Source organism: Paenibacillus sp. OK076, from assembly GCF_900110055.1.
In the GTDB taxonomy this organism is placed as follows: Bacteria; Bacillota; Bacilli; order Paenibacillales; family Paenibacillaceae; genus Paenibacillus.
This window is the reverse complement of the sequence record NZ_FOCH01000006.1, coordinates 122,210-143,731: the sequence shown is the minus strand read 5'-3', so window position 1 is coordinate 143,731 and position 21,522 is coordinate 122,210. Positions and strand designations below refer to the sequence as shown.

General features: G+C 47.2%; 16 protein-coding genes. All 16 read right to left on the bottom strand.

Going from position 1 to position 21,522, the window contains the following annotated elements; all coding sequences use genetic code 11:
* Positions 1-110: 110 nt before the first annotated feature.
* Entirely contained in the window at positions 111-1,094 is a 984-nt protein-coding gene (locus BMY78_RS28975) for a zinc-dependent alcohol dehydrogenase family protein (protein WP_090904692.1), read from the bottom strand.
* 120 nt (positions 1,095-1,214) lie between these two features.
* The gene (locus tag BMY78_RS28970) at positions 1,215-2,858 is read right to left on the bottom strand and encodes an alpha-glucosidase (protein WP_090904691.1); all 1,644 of its coding nucleotides are present in this window, start codon (positions 2,856-2,858) and stop codon (positions 1,215-1,217) included.
* Between the two features lie 21 nt (positions 2,859-2,879).
* Complete coding sequence (gene pgmB, locus BMY78_RS28965) at positions 2,880-3,569, bottom strand: beta-phosphoglucomutase (protein ID WP_090904690.1); 690 nt, start codon at positions 3,567-3,569, stop codon at positions 2,880-2,882.
* A gap of 19 nt (positions 3,570-3,588) precedes the next feature.
* Complete coding sequence (locus tag BMY78_RS28960; RefSeq protein WP_090904689.1) at positions 3,589-5,790, bottom strand: alpha-L-rhamnosidase-related protein; 2,202 nt, start codon at positions 5,788-5,790, stop codon at positions 3,589-3,591.
* Positions 5,791-5,846: 56 nt separating this feature from the next.
* Complete coding sequence (locus BMY78_RS28955) at positions 5,847-6,692, bottom strand: carbohydrate ABC transporter permease (RefSeq protein WP_371129204.1); 846 nt, start codon at positions 6,690-6,692, stop codon at positions 5,847-5,849.
* Between the two features lie 11 nt (positions 6,693-6,703).
* Positions 6,704-7,600, bottom strand: a complete 897-nt coding sequence (locus BMY78_RS28950; protein WP_090904687.1) for a carbohydrate ABC transporter permease — start codon at positions 7,598-7,600, stop codon at positions 6,704-6,706.
* A gap of 59 nt (positions 7,601-7,659) precedes the next feature.
* Positions 7,660-8,946 carry an ABC transporter substrate-binding protein gene (locus BMY78_RS28945; protein WP_090904686.1) on the bottom strand — a complete coding sequence of 429 codons (1,287 nt, stop codon included), beginning with the start codon at positions 8,944-8,946 and terminating at the stop codon, positions 7,660-7,662.
* 27 nt (positions 8,947-8,973) lie between these two features.
* Entirely contained in the window at positions 8,974-11,304 is a 2,331-nt protein-coding gene (locus tag BMY78_RS28940; protein ID WP_090904685.1) for a glycoside hydrolase family 65 protein, read from the bottom strand.
* A gap of 156 nt (positions 11,305-11,460) precedes the next feature.
* Complete coding sequence (locus BMY78_RS28935; RefSeq protein ID WP_090904684.1) at positions 11,461-12,477, bottom strand: LacI family DNA-binding transcriptional regulator; 1,017 nt, start codon at positions 12,475-12,477, stop codon at positions 11,461-11,463.
* 218 nt (positions 12,478-12,695) lie between these two features.
* Positions 12,696-13,025 (bottom strand): cytochrome o ubiquinol oxidase subunit IV, encoded by a 330-nt coding sequence (cyoD, locus tag BMY78_RS28930; RefSeq protein ID WP_090904683.1) that lies wholly within the window; start codon positions 13,023-13,025, stop codon positions 12,696-12,698.
* Entirely contained in the window at positions 13,026-13,646 is a 621-nt protein-coding gene (gene cyoC / locus BMY78_RS28925; RefSeq protein WP_090904682.1) for a cytochrome o ubiquinol oxidase subunit III, read from the bottom strand.
* Positions 13,647-15,617, bottom strand: coding sequence for a cbb3-type cytochrome c oxidase subunit I (locus BMY78_RS28920; RefSeq protein ID WP_090904681.1), 1,971 nt, complete (start codon positions 15,615-15,617; stop codon positions 13,647-13,649).
* Between the two features lie 21 nt (positions 15,618-15,638).
* Entirely contained in the window at positions 15,639-16,592 is a 954-nt protein-coding gene (cyoA, locus tag BMY78_RS28915) for a ubiquinol oxidase subunit II (protein ID WP_090904680.1), read from the bottom strand.
* A 317-nt stretch (positions 16,593-16,909) separates the two neighbouring features.
* Entirely contained in the window at positions 16,910-17,173 is a 264-nt protein-coding gene (locus tag BMY78_RS28910) for a hypothetical protein (RefSeq protein WP_024631414.1), read from the bottom strand.
* A 397-nt stretch (positions 17,174-17,570) separates the two neighbouring features.
* Positions 17,571-18,917, bottom strand: coding sequence for a GH1 family beta-glucosidase (locus BMY78_RS28905; RefSeq protein WP_090904679.1), 1,347 nt, complete (start codon positions 18,915-18,917; stop codon positions 17,571-17,573).
* Positions 18,918-18,933: 16 nt separating this feature from the next.
* Positions 18,934-21,315: a glycoside hydrolase family 95 protein gene (locus BMY78_RS28900; protein WP_090904678.1), complete on the bottom strand. Its 2,382-nt coding sequence runs from the start codon at positions 21,313-21,315 to the stop codon at positions 18,934-18,936.
* Positions 21,316-21,522 lie beyond the last annotated feature (207 nt).

Genomic DNA, 21,522 nt, shown 5'->3' with positions numbered 1-21,522 from the left:
ATCTTTTGTGTACCTTTTTTGAAAAATAAAAAAAGATTAACCAGTATTTATTGGCTAACCTCATAATACGAAGAGCGTCCTATGCTTCGATATTTTTACAGTCTATTGCACTAACTTAATAGAAGAACCTTTCCCTCGATGCTCGATTCAGAGACTGCAATGGCCTGTTTCACATATTCTAATCCAAACGTCGCCCCAATGTTTGCCATCAATAGCCGCCCTTCCCGAACTAACTGAATCACTTCATTGAATACCTGTTCCCATCGTTCTTGCGAACATCGCTCTACCCAATGCTTTAGCCAAAAGAGTTTAACGTTAACTTGCGTTCCGCGGGTCACCTCATGCCATAACGGTGAGATACCCGAGAGCAGTCCGACGCTTATTACGGTGCCATACGGTCTTATACAACTCACGAGTTGCTCTCCATCTGCCCCTCCGATGCAGTCGACGGCCGCATTAGCGCCACGCCCCTCCGTTAATTCTGCAATTCTCTCCTCTAACAACCCTTCCATTGTATTTACAACAGAGAACGCCCCAAGGCGATATAAATCAACCGTATGGAAATTATTTCTTGTAAGCGCAATCATGTGGAATCCCAGAATCTTCGATAATTGGGCGAAGATTCGCCCAATCGCGGAACCACCGGCATTGACAATCAAGATATCACCGTATGTAAGATGAAGTATATCCGTACATATCAGCCAAGCTGTTATCGGGTTAATGTAGATCTGACTTGCCGATTGATCATTAATATCATCAGGCACAATGATCGCATGTCGATCCAACGTTTTCACCACCTCTTGCCACGTGTTCTCACCTCTCAGCGGTAAGACGCGTTGGCCTAACAGTTGATTAGATACTCCCGGTCCTACTGCCTCCACGATCCCCACTCCCTCGAACCCAGGTACAGCTGGCAATGCCGTCCGATGCGGATATGCGCCTCGAACGGGAATGACATCTGAAGGATTAATAGGCCGAGCGCACATCCTCACCGCTAATTCACCGGGGCCAGGGGGCACTAACTCCTTCTCCTCTAGGTACAGCACTTCGCTAGGATCGCCAAAACGATAATAACGTATAACCTTAGTCTTCATTATTGCATCTCCTAAAATCATTTTTCTTACTAAAAAATATAACACTAGTCCCCCAATGTTGGGATAAATAAAAGAACCTGACGGGAAATCCCCGCCAGGCTCTGATGATCTTGCGATGTATTACAAGGAGTAAATGAGCGCCTCATAAGGAAGCAAATGAACGGTGCCGCTTCTAACCTCTTCCGAGGTTGACCGATCCAGATTGGCAATGACCAAGCGGGCATTCGTGGCTCGATCAGCGAATGAAGCAGGCAGACGATAGGACTGCTCCCGGTCCGAATGATTGAGAATGACAAGCCATGTCTCTCCATCCAGACTGCGGCTATATGCATATACATGCTCTTCCCCTGCCGATTGGTCACGATAATCTCCATAGACCATAACCGCGTGCGTTTTACGCAGGGCAATCAGCTGCTGATAATATGCAAATATGGAGTCCTGCGCGGCCAAATCCCTCTCCACATTAATCTCTTCATAGTTGGGGTTCACCTGCATCCACGGCTGCCCATCGGTAAAACCGGCGTGCTTGCTGCCATTCCACTGCATGGGTGTACGGGAATTATCCCGGCTCAGCGGCTGAAGACTTCGGAGGACTTCATCTGGCGCACGGCCTTTACCGATTTCTTCCTTATATTTGTTCTTCATTGCAATATCGTGATATTCATCAATGGAAGAGAACCGGACACCCGTCATGCCGATCTCCTCTCCCTGGAATACATACGGTGTTCCCGGAAGAGTATGAATCATGGTCGCCAGTTGTTTGGCCGATTCCACGCGGTATTGTCCATCATTGCCGTACCTCGAAACCTGCCTTGTGTGATCGTGATTGTTCAGAAACTGGGAGTTCCAACCTTCATTACGGAACGCTTCATACCAGCTCTCCTGAATTTCCTTGTACCGTGCCAGATCCCAAGTAGGCATGTCATCCGCCACCTGGAAATGGAATAACGTATGCAGCTCTTTACGGTTGTCGCCCACATACAAGAGACCATCCTCAGGTGTGACAAATGGAATCTCTCCTACGGTCATAATGTCATAATGCTGGAGAACCTCCCGGTTCATTTCCTGCAAATATTCATGAATGCCCGGATTATTGCCCAGATAATCAATGTTCTCCGGGTGCTCCGCATCCGGGAAATCTTCCAGCTTGGCGAGCAGATTAATAACATCCATGCGGAAGCCGTCAATGCCCTGATCCAGCCAGAAACGCATCATCCGGTATATCTCCTGACGCAGTTCGGGATTTTCCCAATTCAGATCAGGCTGTTCCTTCGCAAAGGAATGGAAATAATATTCTCCCGTCCGCTCGTCGTAAGTCCAGGTCGACGGTTCAAAATAGGAGCGCCAGTTGTTCGGCGGGCTATCCTGTTTCCCCGGCTTCCATATATACCAGTCGCGTTTCGGATTATTGAGGGATGAACGAGACTCTTCAAACCATGCATGCTGCTCTGATGTATGATTAACCACCAGATCCATAATGAGCTTCATGCCCAGTGCATGGACCTTGTCCAGCAACTGCCTGAACTGCTCCATCGTTCCGGCTTTCGCCATAATGCGGTAATAATCCGCTATGTCATATCCGTTATCTTTGTCCGGCGATTCATAAATGGGATTAAGCCAGATGACATCTATCCCCAGACTTTTGATATAGTCGAGCTTGAGCATCAAGCCCTCCAAATCCCCGATGCCGTCCCCATTCGCATCCAGGAAGCTCCGCCAGTAGACCTGATATACCACGGCTTCTTTCCACCATGCCCGGTTCATGCTGCATCTCCCCTTTTCCGCTTAATGGCTATGCTCCTGCAACGTACGCTCCAGGAATGACAGCGTGAGCTGTTTCGTATCCTTCAGCACCACGTCCGCTCCGGAACCTTTAAGTACAGCTTCTTCACCAATACCCACAGCGATCATGCCTGCGGATTTGATGGCCTCAATACCCGCCTGCGCATCCTCGATGCCGATGCAGGCTTTAACGTCAGCACCCACTTCTTCCGCGCCGCGCAGGAACAGATCAGGTGCTGGTTTGCCGTGTGGTACGGAATCCGGATGAACCACATAGCGGAACAGGGAGTCCAACTCCAGCGCCTTCAGAATTTGAGGAGCATTTTTGCTGGCCGAGGCGATCACCGCAGGAATACCGGAGGCTTGCAGCTCAAGCAGCAATTCCCGAATTCCAGGATAAGTATGCTCCGGTGTCAGCGAGTCCAGCAACGAGACGTAATGTTCGTTTTTACGCTGTGCGAATTCTTCCTTTTCCTCAGCCGAAAACGCATCTTCCTTGCCACCCAGACGTAAAATGCGCGCCAGCGACTCTCCGCGGCTAATGCCCTTTAACTGCTCGTTGAACTCCCGATCAAACGGAATATCCAGCGATTCCCCCAGCTTTTTCCACGCTACATAATGGTACTCCGCCGTGTCGGTAATGACACCATCCAAATCAAAAATAACGGCTTGAAGTGCTCCGTTCCCTTTCATCTTCCCGTTCCTCCCCATGTTATTGCTCTAGTTGCCATTCAATTCGTTTCTCGTTGCTTTCCCGTCTTTCGCCCTTCCAGTCCAGAACAACCGTCCAGCCCGAAGGGTTCGAAATGCTCGCATAACGTTTGCCTTCACGGGATTCAAAATGAATATCGAACTCTGCATCGCCTACCATCAGTTGCTCCAGACTGCATGTTTTGTTTTCCCATGCCTGCGGCATATCAGGTGATACGGTTAAACGGCGATGCTGTGCTTCCGGTTGAACGCCGAAGAAATGTCGTACCACAGGTACAGCCAGTGCATAGATGGTCCACGCCTGCACAACACAGCCGTAGTCCGGGGACATCTCCGAGAATGAACCCGGCAGTACACGCGAGAAGCTTTTCCCCATCCGGCGCAGTAAATCGAGTGCGTGATCCGGATGCCCGTACGCCGCTTCAGCAACCGCGTGCGCTCCGGTAGAGATTGTCATCGTACCCTGTTGATACATGGCAGCAAGATACGTACCGTATTCACCGATGAAGTCGCGGTTACGCATCGCTTCCAGCGCACGCTGTGCTTTGTCCTGATCGGCAATTCCTGCTTCCATCGGAGTGACAATGACCCAGTTTTTGTTCAGCAGCCAACCGCGATCTTTCTGATTCTCGCCTACATCGGCAAGCAATTCTTCCACGTACTCCCGGTAGTCTGTGATCCCTTGCTTTTCAGCGAGAGAAACCATGTAATCCACCTTGGGCACAATATCGGAAATAGGTGCAACGGCATCCGCATAAAGACTGTCTTTTTCAGACCAATACATATCATTCACCGCACGTACCGTTTGTTCGGCCAATTTTTGATATGTCTGGTGCCGCTTCGTTTCACCCAAATAGAGACTCATATGCTCCAGCGCCTGAAGAGCCTTCGCTGTATATACGGCACTATCAATCAGTTCCATATTCAATCCGGCAATCTCAATGATGCCGTAACCGGAAGGGAACAGGTCTCCGTCCGGGTCCATCTCACCCAGCAGCCAGTCGATTCCCTGGACACAGTAGTCATAATGCTCGCGCAGAAGTGCATCGTCTCCGGTCCACAGGAACATTTCCCATACAAAGGCGATATAGTGTGCCGTTTCCTGCGTGTTGCCGCGATTAGATACGGCTCCCATGGTGGTCACTTCATGCACAAAACGTCCATTACCGTTCGCTTCCTTGGACTTCTCCAGCAACAGATTAAGCGTATCCCGCACCAGTTGATGGTCTCCTGTAGCAAGCACACCCTGAAGTGCATACGTACTGTCACAGCCGAACCACCACGGATACGTGGGTCCACCTGCCGTCAATCCGCGACCGATTCCGTCTACTTGCTGCACCAGCCACTGATTATTGCGCTTCACCCAGGCAAATTGCTCGTTCAACTCATCTTCGCCTTCAATGAATAGTACTGCGCGCTGATCCAACTTGTCGTAGAGCTGCTGCTTCTGCTCTTTCAGACTGACGTGGTCACGTTCAATGGTTGAATAAGTCTGCTCACAGGCTTCACGGGACGACTCCGAACCGGCAACAAATAACCGGAAGCGAAACACATCCTTCTCCTCCAGTGTGCATTCGGTTACAAAAGAAATGCCCGTGCCCTTGCCTGCTGTCAGTTCCGGTCCGTAAATCTCAGGACCAACTGTCATTTCCGTTCCAGGCAGGTCACTTCCAATCATGGCGTACCAGTCTTGGGCATCATCTTTGACGATGACTTTACGCGAAGTAATGGCTTCTGCCGTTTCGCCCGCTCCTGGAATAATTCCGATCTCATCGGAATACCACACTGGACGGAGATCGGTACGTGACAGCAGCTCCAGCTTGAGCCGGGTTGTTCCTTTGCCGTAAGCGCTGATCTCATATTCTGCGACCATACCTTTTTCATAATCGGGGGCAAACTGACTCCGTTCGATAGATACCGGAATGTGGCTCAATCCGTGATCATAATCGAACCGACTTCCTCCCCACGACTCACTGGTGAAACCGTCGGCCCTTGCCCATACGGCAATGTTGCGGTCCAGATCAGTTACCTTCAGCCAGAAGCCGTCCAGCAGCTTGATTGGATGCAGCCATACCCCGCCCATTTCATTAGCCATATGATGCCCAAAATCAGGAAAGTACCCGTCCTGGGTACCGCAAATCTTTACATATTCACCTGCGTTATAATACAAATTAAAAGGATGTCTGCTTGTTAATGTGGCCATGGTAGTCCTCCTCTGCGGTTTGGCTTACCGCTCATCTCTTTCATTCATACGGACGATTAGCCCTTGATTGCAGAAGAGATGGAAATGCCTTCAATAAAGTATTTTTGTGCAACAAAGAATACAATGAGTGGTGGAAGCATAATCAGCATTGTTGCAGCCATTAACATGTTCCACTCCACGTTATACAACCCTTTGAACATGGACAATCCGAGAGCCAGCGTATACTTGTCACTGGAGTTCAAATAAATGAGCGGTCCTTGGAAGTCATTCCATACGCCCATAAAGGTAAAGATGGAAACAGCAATCAGCGGCGGCATGGAAAGCGGCAGCATGATTTTCATGAAAATCTGCATTTTGTTTGCTCCGTCCACGAAAGCGGACTCATCGAGATCACGCGGAATACCGCGCATGAACTGACGGATCAGGAAGATGTTAAACGCTCCACCTCCGAAGAATGCAGGGATAATGAGTGGTAAAAATGTATCAACCCAGCCGATTTCCTTGAACATGATAAACATCGGGATCATCGTTACCTGCGAAGGCAGCATCATCGTCGCCAGCAGAACCAGGAACAGCGTGCGTTTGCCGCGGAAGTTAAACCGGGCGAAACCATACGCACATAGGGCAGACGAGAATACGGTACCGACTAATACCGGAATCAGAATAATCAGCGTATTTTTCAAAAATGTAAAAAACGGGATGGCCAGAACGGCATTTTTATAGTTGGACCACATCCATACAGCCGGGAAAAAATCATCTTTGAACACCTCGGCAGGTGTTTTAAGAGACGTTGCAAACGTCCATAACAGCGGGATCAGCACGACGGCCGCACCAGCAATAAGAATGAGCATAGAAAATAGTTTTGAGTAGACCGGTTTCCGTGTCGTTGCTTGATTCATCATTTGTCCTCCTCTCAATCCTTTTCGTTATCGCCCTGGTAATAGACCCACATCGAAGAACTGCGGATGACCAGCAACGTAAACGCCAGAATGATGATGAACAATACCCAGGAGAGTGCCGAAGCATAACCCATTTCAAAATCAGTAAAAGCTTTATTGTACAGATACAAGTTATAGAACAAGGTCGAATTAAGCGGTCCCCCGTTGGTCATGACAAATGCTTGTGTAAAATACTGGAATCCTCCAATAATACCCATAATCACGTTGAAGAACACCGTCGGGGAAATCATAGGCAATGTGATGTTGAAAAACCGTTGAAACGGTCCCGCTCCATCCAGATTGGCAGCTTCATACAGCTCTTCGGGAACGCCCTGCAAGCCGGACAAATAAATGATGATTGTGTTTCCGACGCCCCACAAGCCCATGACAATAAGTGCGCCCAGCGCATAGCTCGGGTCTTGAAGCCAAGCTGGCCCCTGTACGCCGAATAAGGCAAGCGCCCGGTTCAGAATGCCGTATTCCGGATTGAAAATCATAATCCACATCATCGATGCTGCTACAGCTGGAATGATGGATGGCATGAAATAGATCAATCGGAAAAATTTCATCCCTTTATTCCGCATATTCAGCAGCAAGGCAATCAGCAGTGATGCCACCTGATACAGCGGTACGGATACCAGAGCGAAAATAAAGGTAACTTTCAACGATTGATAGAATAGCTCATCATGAAACATCGTTTTGAAGTTATCCAGACCGACCCATTCGATCGATTGTACGCCGGTAATAATATCCCATTTGCTAAAAGCAAGCAGCAAGGAAAACAACATTGGACCAATGGTAAAGAGCAACAAGCCTATAAGCCAGGGCAATATGAACCAATACCCGGCACGCTCGGATTTAGAATTACGCATAGCTGCCTCCTTGATGAAGAGGGTGAATCAGCATGGCCGCCGACTCACCCGCATGGTTTTTACTTGATTTTGCTGTCAACGTTCTTCGCAGCTTCATCCAGAGCGCCTTTGACATCCTGTTTGCCAAGCAGCACTTTTTCCAGCGCCTTGGTGAATTCTTCAACAAACACAGGTCCGTTTGTAGAACGCATGGTTACCGGTTTTTTAGCATAATCCATCATTTCGATGACCGGTTTGTCTGCTACTTCTTTGGCTTTGACTTCGTCCAGTTCTTTCACAGTCGCTGGCAATACTTTACCGTTCGCAGAGCGAAGCTTCTGTGCATCTGTACCCGAGAGCCATTTTACCAGTTCGTAAGCTGCTTCTTTATTTTTACCGGCTGCGTTGATCGCCCAACCCGCACTTGCGATAATGCTTGAACGAGTACCGTCCGTATTTTGTGGAATCAGTGCAGAACCATATTGAACATCGGATTTGTCGAGATCACCTTTGATCCAACGACCGGTAATCATCATAGCGAGCTTGTCTGTCATGAACATCGATGAATCTCCGCCAAGCGTTTCGGAATCCAGTGGCGTCGGGGATACACGGCTATCTCCTTGGGACCAAGAGACGTATTTATCCATTGCCGCGATTGTTTTTTCACTGTTCATGTAGCCTTCTGCAGCGGTTCCATCCTCATTCGCGATGTCTGTACCGTAATCCCACAGGTACGTATAAATCGGATATTCCCATTTACCTGCGTTGAATCCGAATTGAGTATATTTATTGCCATCTTTTTTAGTCAGTTTTTGTGCAGTTGCAATCATGTCATCCCAAGTCCATTCATCTGTTGGATAAGGGATTCCAGCTTCATCAAACATGCGTTTGTTGTACCACAGCGCAAGTGGGTTGAAATCTTTAGGCAAGTAGTATTGTTTGCCTTCGATTTTCATATTTTCAATGAGATCCTTTTGGAAAATATCCAGATTAAACGAAGTGTCTTTGCTCAAATAATCGTCAAGTGGCTCAATTACACCTTTATCCACGTATTTGTAGTAGTCGCCTTCACCAACCAGGAATACGTCTGGTGCCTGTCCTGCTGCCAGGGATGTAGTGAGTTTTGTGCCATACCCTTCACTTGGAATAGGCTCAAACTTCACTTCGATATCCGGGTGTGCAGCATTGAACTCTTCCGCAAGCTTCACTTCATCCGCACCGGAGTTGACATCTCCCCATACGGAGAAGGTGAGTTTTACTTTTTCTCCTTTTCCACCTTCTGCACTGTTGCTTCCACCTGAAGAACACGCGGATAATACGAATACCAAAATCAGCATCATGACCAAACTTGCGGACCCTTTTTTCATTTGAATGACCTCCCACATGGATTTATATTAAACCAAGGTTTGAAACCGTTTGCTGAAAGTAACTTGCTGACCGGACAGAAGTAGAGAAATTTCTTCCTCTGCATCACTCTCGATTAGAATACCCTCGGAAGTGATTGTGATATGCAGCAGCTGATTCTGCCAGTAGAGCGGGAATTTCAGACTGCTCCAGGATTCAGGCAGCTTCGGATCGAGATGAAGCTTGCCATCCAACATGCGAACTCCGGCAAATCCCATCACGACACATTCCCATATTCCGCCCAGCGAAGCGGAGTGGATGCCTGCATCCGAAGAATGCATATGCGGTCCCAGATCAATCTCGGAAGCCCGACGGAACAGATCATAAGCAAGTGGGCGATCTCCGAAGTCACTGGCAAGGATACTGTGCGTCGACAGGGATAATGAGGAATCATGCAAAGTTTTCTCCTCATAGTAGTCGTAGTTGGCGCGTTTGATATCCGGTTCGAATTTATTCTCAAGCAGGAAGAACAGCATCATGATGTCAGCCTGCTTCGAAATTTGCATTTCACCAACCTGATCCAGGTTGTAGTCATTGAAGATGCTGGCCACTTTGGTCTGATTTTTATAAGGGGTAAGATCAATGACTTTCTTCTGCAAGTAAGTATCATCTTGTGGAATAAGTCCTTGTTCATTCGGCCCTGGCAGATACATTTGATCCAGCTTGTTCCACGTTTCCCGAGCAGATGTCAGGTTAAGCTTCGCAGACAATGCTTTGAGCAATTCAGGTTTCTCCTGCTGAAGCTTTTCATAATATTGAATGGCCAGCTCCATATTGAAGTGAGCCATATGATTGGTGAATGCATTGTTGTCCACATGCTCCTTATACTCATCCGGTCCAACAACCTCATTGATGTGATAACATTCTTTGGCCTCATCCCACTCCAAGCGGCTGGCCCAGAACGTTGCTGTATCAAAAATGATCTCGTAGCCATATTCATCCATGAACGCCTCATCGCCTGTAGACTGGACATAATGCCAAACGGCATAAGCGATGTCAGAGGTAATATGCTGTTCAATAAAGCCGGACCAGATCTTCGTCTGCTCTCCGGTTACGATATCTACATCTCCCCATACCGGTGTAACTTCGCCATCTTCGATCCAGGCTGCTTCCCACGGATACATGGCTCCTTCGAATCCATTCTCCTTGGCCTTGCTTCTAGCTCCATCCAACCCCTGATATCGATATTCCAGCAAGGATCTTGCGATTTTGGGATTGCTGTAGATGAAGAATGGAAGGATGAAGATTTCCGTATCCCAAAAGGAATGTCCCTTGTACCCTTCACCACTTAATCCTTTCGCCCCGATTCCCATGCGATTATCATGCGCAGGTGTCATAATGACGAGATGATAGATGGCGAAACGGATGGCAAGCTGGTCATATCCACTTGTGCTGTCCACTTCAATGTTGTACGTGGACCAGGTATCCGCCCAAGCGTTAGCGCTTTCACGAAATAGCTGATCATACCCTTTTTGCGACTCTTGCTTCAGTTCTGTCAGTGCAGATTCACGAATTTGCTCCAGTGAATATCCACCGTTGCTGTACACCAGATCGCGGCTGGTATGCACATTCGAGATTTTCTCCAGTGTTACCGATTGTCCGGCTTCCACGGTTACTGTTCCTTCGATGCCAACCTTGCGGCGCCCCATCGTTAGACGCAATTCCGGCTCAACCTTTTCACCATTCAGCTGCCAGTGATGCACTGTATTGGTTACAAAATCAATAGCCGATTGTGTCGTCGTTGACGTCATTTGAATATAAGTCTTTTCAAATATCCGTTTTTCGCCTTCCGTGAAATGCTGTGCACCCGAGTTCGTCCATTGTCCATTAATACCGGATGCAATGTGAACACGTGCCTGACCATCCAGTGGCTTGATGCTCACCGATGAACCAACCAGATGACGGTTGCTCAAGGAAACAAAACGACGGAATTGAAGTTCAAAGCTTTCTCCTGTTGGGCTCTGCCACACCACGTTACGAGTGAGCTCACCGTTTTTGAGATTCAGTTGACGACTGTAGCTGATCGTTCTTCCTTTTTCCAAGCTGAAGTTTTCCCCGTTCAGGGTGATTGAAAGCTCCGTCACATCTGCTGCATTTGGGAGTTCTGTTACTTCATGTTCATCAAACTTATTGAAGGTTCCAGCTACGAACCAGTTCCGCACCTGTCCAACATAATTCTCGTCCGTTGCAGAGCGAAGTCCCATGTAGCCGTTTCCAAGTGAGAGAACAGCTTCGCCTTTCCCTTGATGAGCCGGATCAAACCCGGTTTCAGTGACCAGCCAGTTACTCCATTCTCCTTGTCCTGCATCGTATTTCAGCAATGTGTATTCCCCCTATGTCTATCTTATGTGGTATCCGAAACGTTTTGGATTTGATTGAAAATAATACCGAAACGTTTCGGATTTAATAAAACATTTCGGTGCTCTCTTCATCTCGTTTATTTTGCAATTCCTCGTGAACCGTATTCTCAGCTAAACTCAGCGACCTGGTTTGGCTGTCGAGGATCTCAAAACCAATTCATTTTGCAAAATATTAAATTTGGGGCTGTCTTCCGATCTCAGCATGCCCATCAGCAGATTTGCAGCTTCATGTCCCAACTGATACATATTCTGTCCGATGGTGGTGAGTGGTGGTTGAAAATAAGCGGCTGTTGGAATGTCGTCAAATCCCACTACAGATAATTCATCTGGTATCGAAATACCTAATTCATTCGCAGCTTTCATTACACCCAAAGCCATCATGTCGCTTGCACAAAAGATTGCGGTAATTTCCGGATAAGCCTTCAACAACTCTGAAGCTTGCTGCTGTGCTTCTTCTTCCGTGAAATTCCCGTTTACGATCCATTCAGGCTTCAAGCTCAATCCTGCACTTCGCATTGCATCGGAATATCCTTCATAGCGCTCCTTGGAAACAAAAGCCTCCGGGTAACCGTTCACCATGGCAATCTGCTGATGACCCAAACCAATAAGGTGCTCTACAGCAGTCTGTGCACTTTGTTTGTGATTCGTTGATACAAAACCAACATACTCACTGTGTATGGGGATATCAATCAATACACATGGAATGTCACTATCCAATACTTCCTGCAAATACGGATCATCCGTCTTCACACCCTGAAGAATGACGCCATCCACCTTTCGTTCCCTACACAGTTGTGTGTACGTTTTCATCTTTTGCTTCGCTGTATTCGTGCTGAACAAAATCAGATCATAGTCTGAATTGGCAGCGCTATCATTAATACCGCAAAGCACTTCGAAAACAAAGTTGTTATCGATGTTTTTGTACGTCATGCCTGATACGAGCAACCCCAGCGTTTTGGTTTCCTTCATGACCAGGCCTCTCGCTAGACCATTTGGACTATAATTCAGAGTTTCGGCGGCTTCTTTAATCCGTTTGCGCGTACTATCGCTGACGTCCGAGTACCCATTCAGAGCTCTGGATACGGTCGTAATCGAAAATCCTGTCATTTGTGATATGTCTTTAATTGTAGCCAATTGCTTTCCTCCAAAACGTTTCGGATTACTTATATGTCTGAGTATACGGATTCGAGAAAAAAAATCAAGAACTTTTTTCGACAATATTCTTGCCTTATTGGAATTCATCGTCCCTTCCCTTATTCTACCCGCATTCCGTGCAATCCAATAGGTAAAAAAAAAAAGATCTCCCGACCTTTAAATAAAGTCGGGAGATCCCTTAAGCTATTGCATAGAACTTAATGTGCAACTGTATTATTCAACATGATCCAGACAGAACCAATGACGATGGTCAGCATGATCAATAGACCAAAAATCAGAGCCATTACATTCCAGCGTGGCTTCTCCGATTCACGGATATGCATGAAGAAGAAGAGCTGAACCACGAACTGAAGTGCAGCTGTTACCAAAACAACAGCCAGTGTAGCTGTTCTGCCCATCATATCATTCAGAACCACCACAAGTGGGATGATTGTGAGGACGACGGACAGAATGAAGCCGATGACATAGGACTTGAGTGAACCATGCTGCTCGTGGCCATGGGATTCATGTGAGTTATGTTCTGCCATCTACATCACCCCCATCAGATAGACGACCGACAGGAGGAAAATCCAGACGACGTCCAAGAAGTGCCAGTACAAGCTGATTACGTTGATTTTACCGCGAGTTACATCGGTAATTCCACGTTTTTTCAGTTGCAGCATCAATCCGATCATCCAGATCAGACCGAGCGATACGTGAAGTCCGTGAGTACCCACAAGGGTGAAGAATGCACCAGAAGCTGCACTCGTTGTATAACTGAACCCTTCATGAATCAACTCAATAAACTCCGTTACTTCCAGGACGATAAAGCTCGCACCCAGAACAGCAGTAACTGCCAGCCAGCTGATCAATTGCTTCACCTTGCCCTGATTCATGGCAAGAACCGCAAGTCCACTTGTAAATGAACTTGTGAGCAAGATAAATGTTTCGGCAATAACGCCAGGCATTTTGATCAATTCAGACAACACAGGTCCGCCCGCCGTATTGTCACGCAACACAATAAAGGTTGCGAACAATACGGAGAACAGGATAACGTCGGAAATCAGGAAGAACCAGAATCCGAGTATTTTCAATTCTTGCGGGTCATGGTGACCATGGTCATGATCATGTGCATGGTCATGACCGTGCTTCGCGGCTGCTTGAGCCATTTATACCGACCCCCTTAACGACGCTTCGGTACGCTTAATTTCGTCAACCGGAATATAATAATCCGTATCGTATGAGAATGAACGAGCGATCATGCAAATTCCTACGCCAGCGAGTCCAAGAATCGCCATCCACAGCCATCCGAATACAAAGCCGAAACCAGCGATGAACCAGAATATAGACATGATGAACGGAATCGCGGAATTCTTAGGCATATGAATCGGCTCAAGCGGCTGTTCAGGTGGATAAATTCCTTTGGCACGACGTTCTTTCTCTTCCCACCACTCATCAATATCGTCTCCGCGCGGTGTAATGGCGAAGTTATACTCAGGAGCAGGTGAAGGAATCGACCACTCGAGCGTACGACCACCCCAAGGGTCGCCAGAAGCTTTGAGTGTTTTGTATTTCCGAATGCCGTCTGCGATTTGTGCAACCTGGAACAAGAATCCGACACCCATCAGGAATGCCCCGATTGTGGATACAAAGTTCAGTTCCCACCAGCCAGTATCCCAGCCATAGGTGCTCAGACGACGTGTCATACCCATCAAACCGACAGCGTACTGCGGCATGAAGCAGACATAGAAACCGATATTCCAAGTCCAGAAAGCCCATTTACCCAGTTTTTCAGGTAGTTGGAATCCAAACATTTTAGGCCACCAGTAGTACAGACCTGCAAAGTATCCGAATACTACACCACCGATCAATACTTGGTGGAAGTGGGCAATCAGGAAGTAACTGTTGTGGAACTGGAAGTCAGCAGGTGCAACGGACAACATAACCCCCGTCATCCCTCCGACGATAAAGCATGGTATAAATGCTATTGTCCATAGCATCGGGGTATCCATGCGTATCCTTCCCCGGAACATCGTAAACAGCCAGTTAAATATCTTAACCCCTGTTGGTATGGCAATCAACATCGTGGTAACGGCGAAGAATGCATTAACGTCTGCTCCCGAGCCCATGGTGAAGAAGTGATGCGCCCATGTAAAGAAGGACAGGAAGCTAATAATCAGCATCGCAAATACCATTGATTTGTAACCAAACAATTTTTTCTTCGAGAATGTACTTACAATCTCGGAGAACACACCGAATGCCGGCAAGACAACGATATATACCTCAGGGTGACCCCACATCCAGATCAAGTTGATATACATCATCGGATTACCGCCCAGATCAAGTGTGAAGAAATGCGCTCCCGCAAACCTGTCGAGGAAGAGCAAAGCAAGTGTCACAGTCAAGATTGGGAATGCAAACAGAATGATAATACAAGTGGAGAATACCGACCATGTAAACATCGGCATTTTCATCCATTTCATGCCTGGCGCACGCATTTTAATGATGGTAACCAGGAAGTTGATACCGGTAGCCAGGGAACCGATACCCGAAATCTGAATACCCCATATATAGAAGTTTTGTCCCACCCCCGGGCTATGCGATAGCTCCGATAAAGGCGGATAACTGAGCCAGCCTGCGTCCGGTGAACCACCGATAACGAAGGACAGGTTGAACAGCATTGCTCCCAGGAAGAATAACCAGAAGCTTAGTGCATTCAGGAATGGGAACGCAACGTCCCTTGCCCCGATTTGAAGCGGTACAATAACATTAAATAAACCGAACATAAATGGCATCGCCATGAATAGAATCATGATCGTACCGTGAGTCGTGAAGACCTGATTATAATGCTCGGGATGTAAGAAATCCATGTTAGGCATAGCTAGCTGAAGACGCATCATCAGAGCATCCACACCACCACGGAAGAGCATGATAATGGAAGCAATAATATACATAATACCGATCTTTTTATGATCGACGGTAGTTAACCAGTTACGCCAGAGCCAGCCCCATTTTTTGAAATAAGTCAGCACCGCTACGATGGTAATCATCGTAATTCCGATCGCCACGTCCGCACCATAAATCAGCGGATCACCGGTAACGAAAAACTCCGATGCAAACTCCTTAAGTCTCTCTAACATTGGGGGCCTCCTTTCGAATCTTTAGTTAGCACTCTTGTCCACATCGTTCGTAGTAATTTCTTTGGTACCTGAAGCTTCACCGTGCTTGCTGTGGGCACTTTGACCATCAACAACATACTTGGTCACGATGTCCTGGAACAATCCTTCAGGGAAGGAAGAATAATAAGCTACATTACTTGTTCCCGGTTCCGCCAGTGTTTTATACATTTCTTGCGTCAGCGGTTGGGATTGTTGCTTCACTTCATTCACCCATTTGTCGAAATCTTCTTCTGATGTAGCATTGACATCAAAACGCATTTGGGCGAAGTGTTCCCCGGTAAAGTTGGCACCTGAACCCCAATATTGACCTTCATGATCAGCTTGCAAGTACAAGGTCATCGCCATACCCGACATTGTATAAATCTGTCCACCAAGCTGCGGAATCCAGAACGAGTTCATCGGTGAATCCGCGGTGAGCTCAAATTTTACAGGCCGGTCTGCCGGGATATTCAACGTGTTGACCGTTGCAATACCTTGCTCCGGATACATAAACAACCATTTCCAGTCCAGTGAAGATACTTGAATGGTCACCGGTGCTTTCTCGGAAGCCATTGGCTTCGAAGGTTCCAGATCATAGGTGTAGCGGATAGTTACAATCGCCAGCAAACCAATAATGATAATTGGAACGGTCCACCAGATAGCCTCCGCTTTAGTGCTATGAGACCAGTTAGGCTCATATGCAGATTTATTGTCCGGTTTGTCGCGGTAACGCCATACAATTACAGCAGACAAAATCAATACAGGCACAATAACGACTGCACACAGAATTGTCGAAATGACAATCAAATCTCTCTGCGAAGCGCCAATAGGCCCTTTCGGATCCAGAACAACGTACTGCCCGCCTGCCAGCATTGGCCAGACAATCAATGCAATTGTAACCAACGTCAGGACAACCGGAATGATTATCCGAATTAGCGACCTAGGTTTCTTGTTCATCTTGATCCCCTCTCCTTAAATTCGCTCATACTGAAAAAACAGTATACTACTCTCTTCTTTCTAAAGATATCAGAAATGAGCAACTTTTTTGTTCATGTTAACAAATTTGTCGATTTTACACCTTAAATGTGTGAATTTTTTCTCACAAATCGCTTGCACACTTGATATTTCTTCATTGTAATCTTTACACTTCAAGTCACAAAATAAAACCCTTTGCAGTCCCGTTGAACATGATCAACGAATCCGCAAAGGGCTTTATTGACTGGGATTCCGGGTGCTCATCCAGTCTTATTATGAACGAATTAACGCAAGATTATTTAATCGGCGCCTTCGTCTTCCCGGCGTGTATGAACTAGTCCAATCGATTTGGCAATTACATAAATAAATACACTACCCACCAAGAAACCGATACCCACCATTAATCCGAGGTTGCGATCATTAAAATCATTCAGGTTGATCAGGCACATGACTACTCCCGTAATGAGGGCAATCCAAGCCAGAACTGTCATCGTTAACACTGCACGCCGCATATTTTTATCTTTGCGCTCCAATTGGCTTACCATTGCTGTCTTCGATGCCATAGTAAACACTTCCTTTTCCCTTTTTGTAAGTGCTTTCCTTATACCAATATACCACATCAGTATGATTTTTAGTCAACAAATGTTCAAATTTATTTCGCAATTTGGACACTTTATTCATATTTTAACTGTTGACAAGAACCAATTCACTTCTTCTTACTTCTTATAACCCAAAAATGCTCTTCTCATAACATGAAACACCCTAGACCTTATGAAACCTTCATGAACTTGTGAGTCTTGACCAAAATTAAATTACAAAAAAAGACGGTGGCATCGGATTTCCGACGCCACCGTCTTTTCTGATTCAGCATATATGTCCCTGCATTTAACAATTGAACTAACGTTATTGCTTATTTAGATCAGGTACATGACACTTCTCCCTGAACATTGAATTACAGCCTTAAATTCGTGTCTCCAACCAATTATTTTTGATGACATTCTGATACCAATAAAAGCTCTCTTTAGGTGTTCTGACCAGCGAACGGTAATCGACATGCACAAGACCAAAGCGCATACGGTAACCCTCCGCCCACTCAAAGTTATCCATCAAAGACCACGCCATGTAGCCTTTCAAATTAATGCCGTCGTTGATAATCCGATGAATTTGAGCCAAATGCTGCTCATAGTATGCAATACGGCGGTCATCATTGATTTTGCCATTTTCCAAATCATCATTGATGCAAGCACCATTTTCTGTGATGTAGACATCCACATTTCCGTATTTTTGCAAATAATGCATGAACTCATACAGTCCTCGTGATTCCACAGGCCAGCCGATGTCAGTCTTGGTAAGTCCCATATCCACCTCTTCAGATTGCAATACACCCGCCTCTGGATTGTAACGATTGATTCCCATCGTGTAATAGTTGATGCCCAGCAGGTCAATGGGTTGCGAGATGATCTCCATATCGCCATCTTGAATTGGTACGGTCGCGCCAGCTTCTGCGAACCAGTCCACCATAAATTGTGGATAAGCTCCTTTGTAGATCGGATCAAGGAACCAATCGGTATTCAGTGCAATGGAACGGTCGCAGGCTGCCTGATCCTCAGGTGATTTGCTGTAAGGCTCAGCCCAGCATACATTGGGTGCAATCCCAATCTGTCCTGTTGTACCCAAGCGACGGAAGGACTGAACGGCTTTACCGTGAGCAACGAGCAGTCCGTGTGCAACATTAATGGATGTTTGCAGGTCCTTATTTCCTGGCGCATGAATACCAAGCAGGTTGGACAGAAACGCAATACACCATGGTTCATTAAAAGTCAGCCAAAAGTTAATTTTACCGGAAAACTCCTTGAAGATGACTTCAGCATATTTTACAAATGCATCCACCGTTCTGCGATTGCCCCAACCTCCGATATCCTCCAACGTCTGAGGCAGGTCCCAATGATACAGCGTACAGAATGGTTCGATTCCCGCTTCAAGCAGCTTGTCCACGAATCGATGATAGAAGTCCAATCCTTCCCGATTGATCTCGCCATCTCCATCAGGAATAATACGTGGCCAGGCGATCGAGAATCGGTAGGTGTTGATCCCAAGCTTTTTCATCAGCTCGATGTCTTCCTCGTAACGGTGGTAACTGTCACAAGCCACATCACCATTGTCTCCATTGAATACTTTGCCGGGCGTGCGGGCAAACGTATCCCAGATGGATACCCCGCGTCCGCCTTCCTGCGCTGCCCCTTCTATCTGATAGGAAGCTGTTGCTGTTCCCCAGCGGAAATCTTGTGGAAATTGAAAAATCGTCATCGTTTACTCCTCCGTCTCATGATGACACGCGGATCATCTGTCCTGCGGTCATGGTTAAAATAACTACATAATCACCCTGAAGTGTAAGCTGCGCCTTGACCTGATCTTTTCCTTCCACACGCAGTGGGCATGCACTCCGAATGGTTATTGAACCGGCGTGATCAGCCTTTATTTCGGCGTGTGTGAGTCTACCGTCTGTCCAATCGATTGCCACTGTATATGCCCCTCGTGCCCGAAGTCCCTTTACACTGCCACTGGCCCAGTGCTCAGGCAGCGCTGGCAGCAGATGTAATTCACCCAAATGGCTTTGTAATAGCATCTCGGCAATACCGGCAGTGCCACCAAAATTGCCATCGATCTGGAACGGCGGATGATCATCGAACAGATTGGGATGTGTGGATCGAGCCAGCAACGTACGGACAAACTGGTGTGCCAGCTTGCTATCCAGCAGCCTCGCATACAGATTGATCAGCCAAGCACAGCTCCAACCTGTATGCCCGCCACCTTGTGTGATGCGACGTTCAAGTGACACTCGTGCTGCTTCCACAAGTTCCGGCGTATCCAATCGATTGATCTGCTCCCCCGGATACAGACCATACAGATGGGAGACGTGACGATGCCCCGGTTCGGATTCGGCAAAATCCTTAAACCATTCCTGCAGCTGCCCCTCGCTTCCGATCTTGAATGGATAGAGCCTGCTGCGCGCTTCGCCCCACTCATTTGCCAGCTGCTGATCCACATTCAGCTGTTTGGTCGCCTCAATACATCGATCGAACAACTCACGAATCAATGTCATATCCATCGTCGAAGCCATGGAGATACTACGAGCCTCTCCTTCCTCAGTGAGGAACTTGTTCTCTGGAGAGGTTGATGGAGCCGTAACCAAATATCCGTCCGGTCCCTCTACCAGCCAGTCCAGACAGAAGAGTGCCGCTTCCTTCATGATTGGATACGCACGTTCCGCGAGGAATTGCTGATCACGGGTAAACAGATAATGCTCCCATAAATGTGAAGTCAGCCACACACCGCCCATTGGCCAGAACGCCCAACTTGCGTCTCCGCCTGTAGGCGTGGATGTCCGCCATATATCCACATTATGATGGGCTGCCCAGCCGCGCGCTCCGTACAAAATGCGTGCCGTCCTTCTCCCGGTATCGCTTAGATCCTCCAACAAACCAAACAGCGGCTCATGGCATTCACTCAGGTTGCATACTTCTGCCGGCCAGTAATTCATCTCGGTATTGATGTTAATCGTGTAATCACTGTGCCAGGGCGGCTCCACCTGATGGTTCCAGATTCCCTGCAGATTGGCAGGTTGGCTTCCTTCACGCGAACTACCCATTAACAGATATCTGCCATACTGAAAATAGAGTGCCTCTAGGCCGGGATCATCGGCTCCAGCCTGGTAAGCTTGCAGCCGTTCATCGGTAGGCAAAGCTTCATTGGTAGACACGCCGAGATGAATAGATACTCTTGAAAATAAAGCCTCATGATCCATCACATGCCGCTCTCGAAGAGCCTTCATGCCATGGGCCATCGCTTTAGTGATTACCTCGCTGCACTCCTGATCCAGAAGCACACCATCTTTAACAGGAGTCACATCATAGCCTTCAAAGGCAGTCGCTGCTGTCAAATAAAAAATAACCTGGTCTGCTCCCTGAATATGAAGCTTCCCGTTCATATCCGATACTTCGGCATTCTTACCTGTCACAGTTGTGGCCAGTCGCATAGCATAAGCCGTTCCCCGATCTTCTTCGTAAATGACGGACTCCGGATGATCCCTGAAATAATTCGATTCAACATGACTTGGACAACGACTGAACAAGGTAAGTGCATCGCCCGAAGCCTGAACGTTATAAGGATGTGGACTGTCCAACGTAACGCTTACGTTTACAGATCCCTCACGATCAGCAGTGATGGTACAGACCATGAGATCATCCGGTGCACTGGCATACACCTCACGTACATAACGAATCCCTTTATATGAATACTTCGTCGTTGTAATCCCGGTGTGGAGATTAAGCTCCCGCTCAAATTCATCGTACGGAATCCCATCCAGTTCAGTGTGCTGCAACTTAAAGTGACCCATCGGCTGGTAAGCTTCCACATCACGTCCCAGCATTTCGCGATTCAGCAATTGTTCAGCTTCGCTGTATTGCCCGGACATGATCAGTTCGCGGGTCTGCTTCAGGTATCGCTGACTACTGTACTGGATGGTGTCACGTGGAAATCCAGACCACAACGTATCTTCATTTAGCTGGATTTGTTCATCCGCTGCTCCGCCGTACACCATACCGCCAAGGCGACCATTGCCGATAGGCAATGCCTCTTCCCAGCGAGTAGCGGGCTGACGATACCACAGACGGTTTTCTTTTGTGCTCTCATTAAATGGGGACATAGATAACTCCTGTTCCTGAATCAGCTATTTTCAATCATTACTAAAACGTTTTCGATATAACTAAAAAATCACTATAAATACTGTTTTACTTGTTCCTAACTCGCTTACCCACAAGGCTAAATCGTCGTTTATCTGAAAGTGCTTACAGTAAGAAAATTATATTTGATTTCGAAATTTGCGTCAATGTTAAACATCACATCGTCAGCA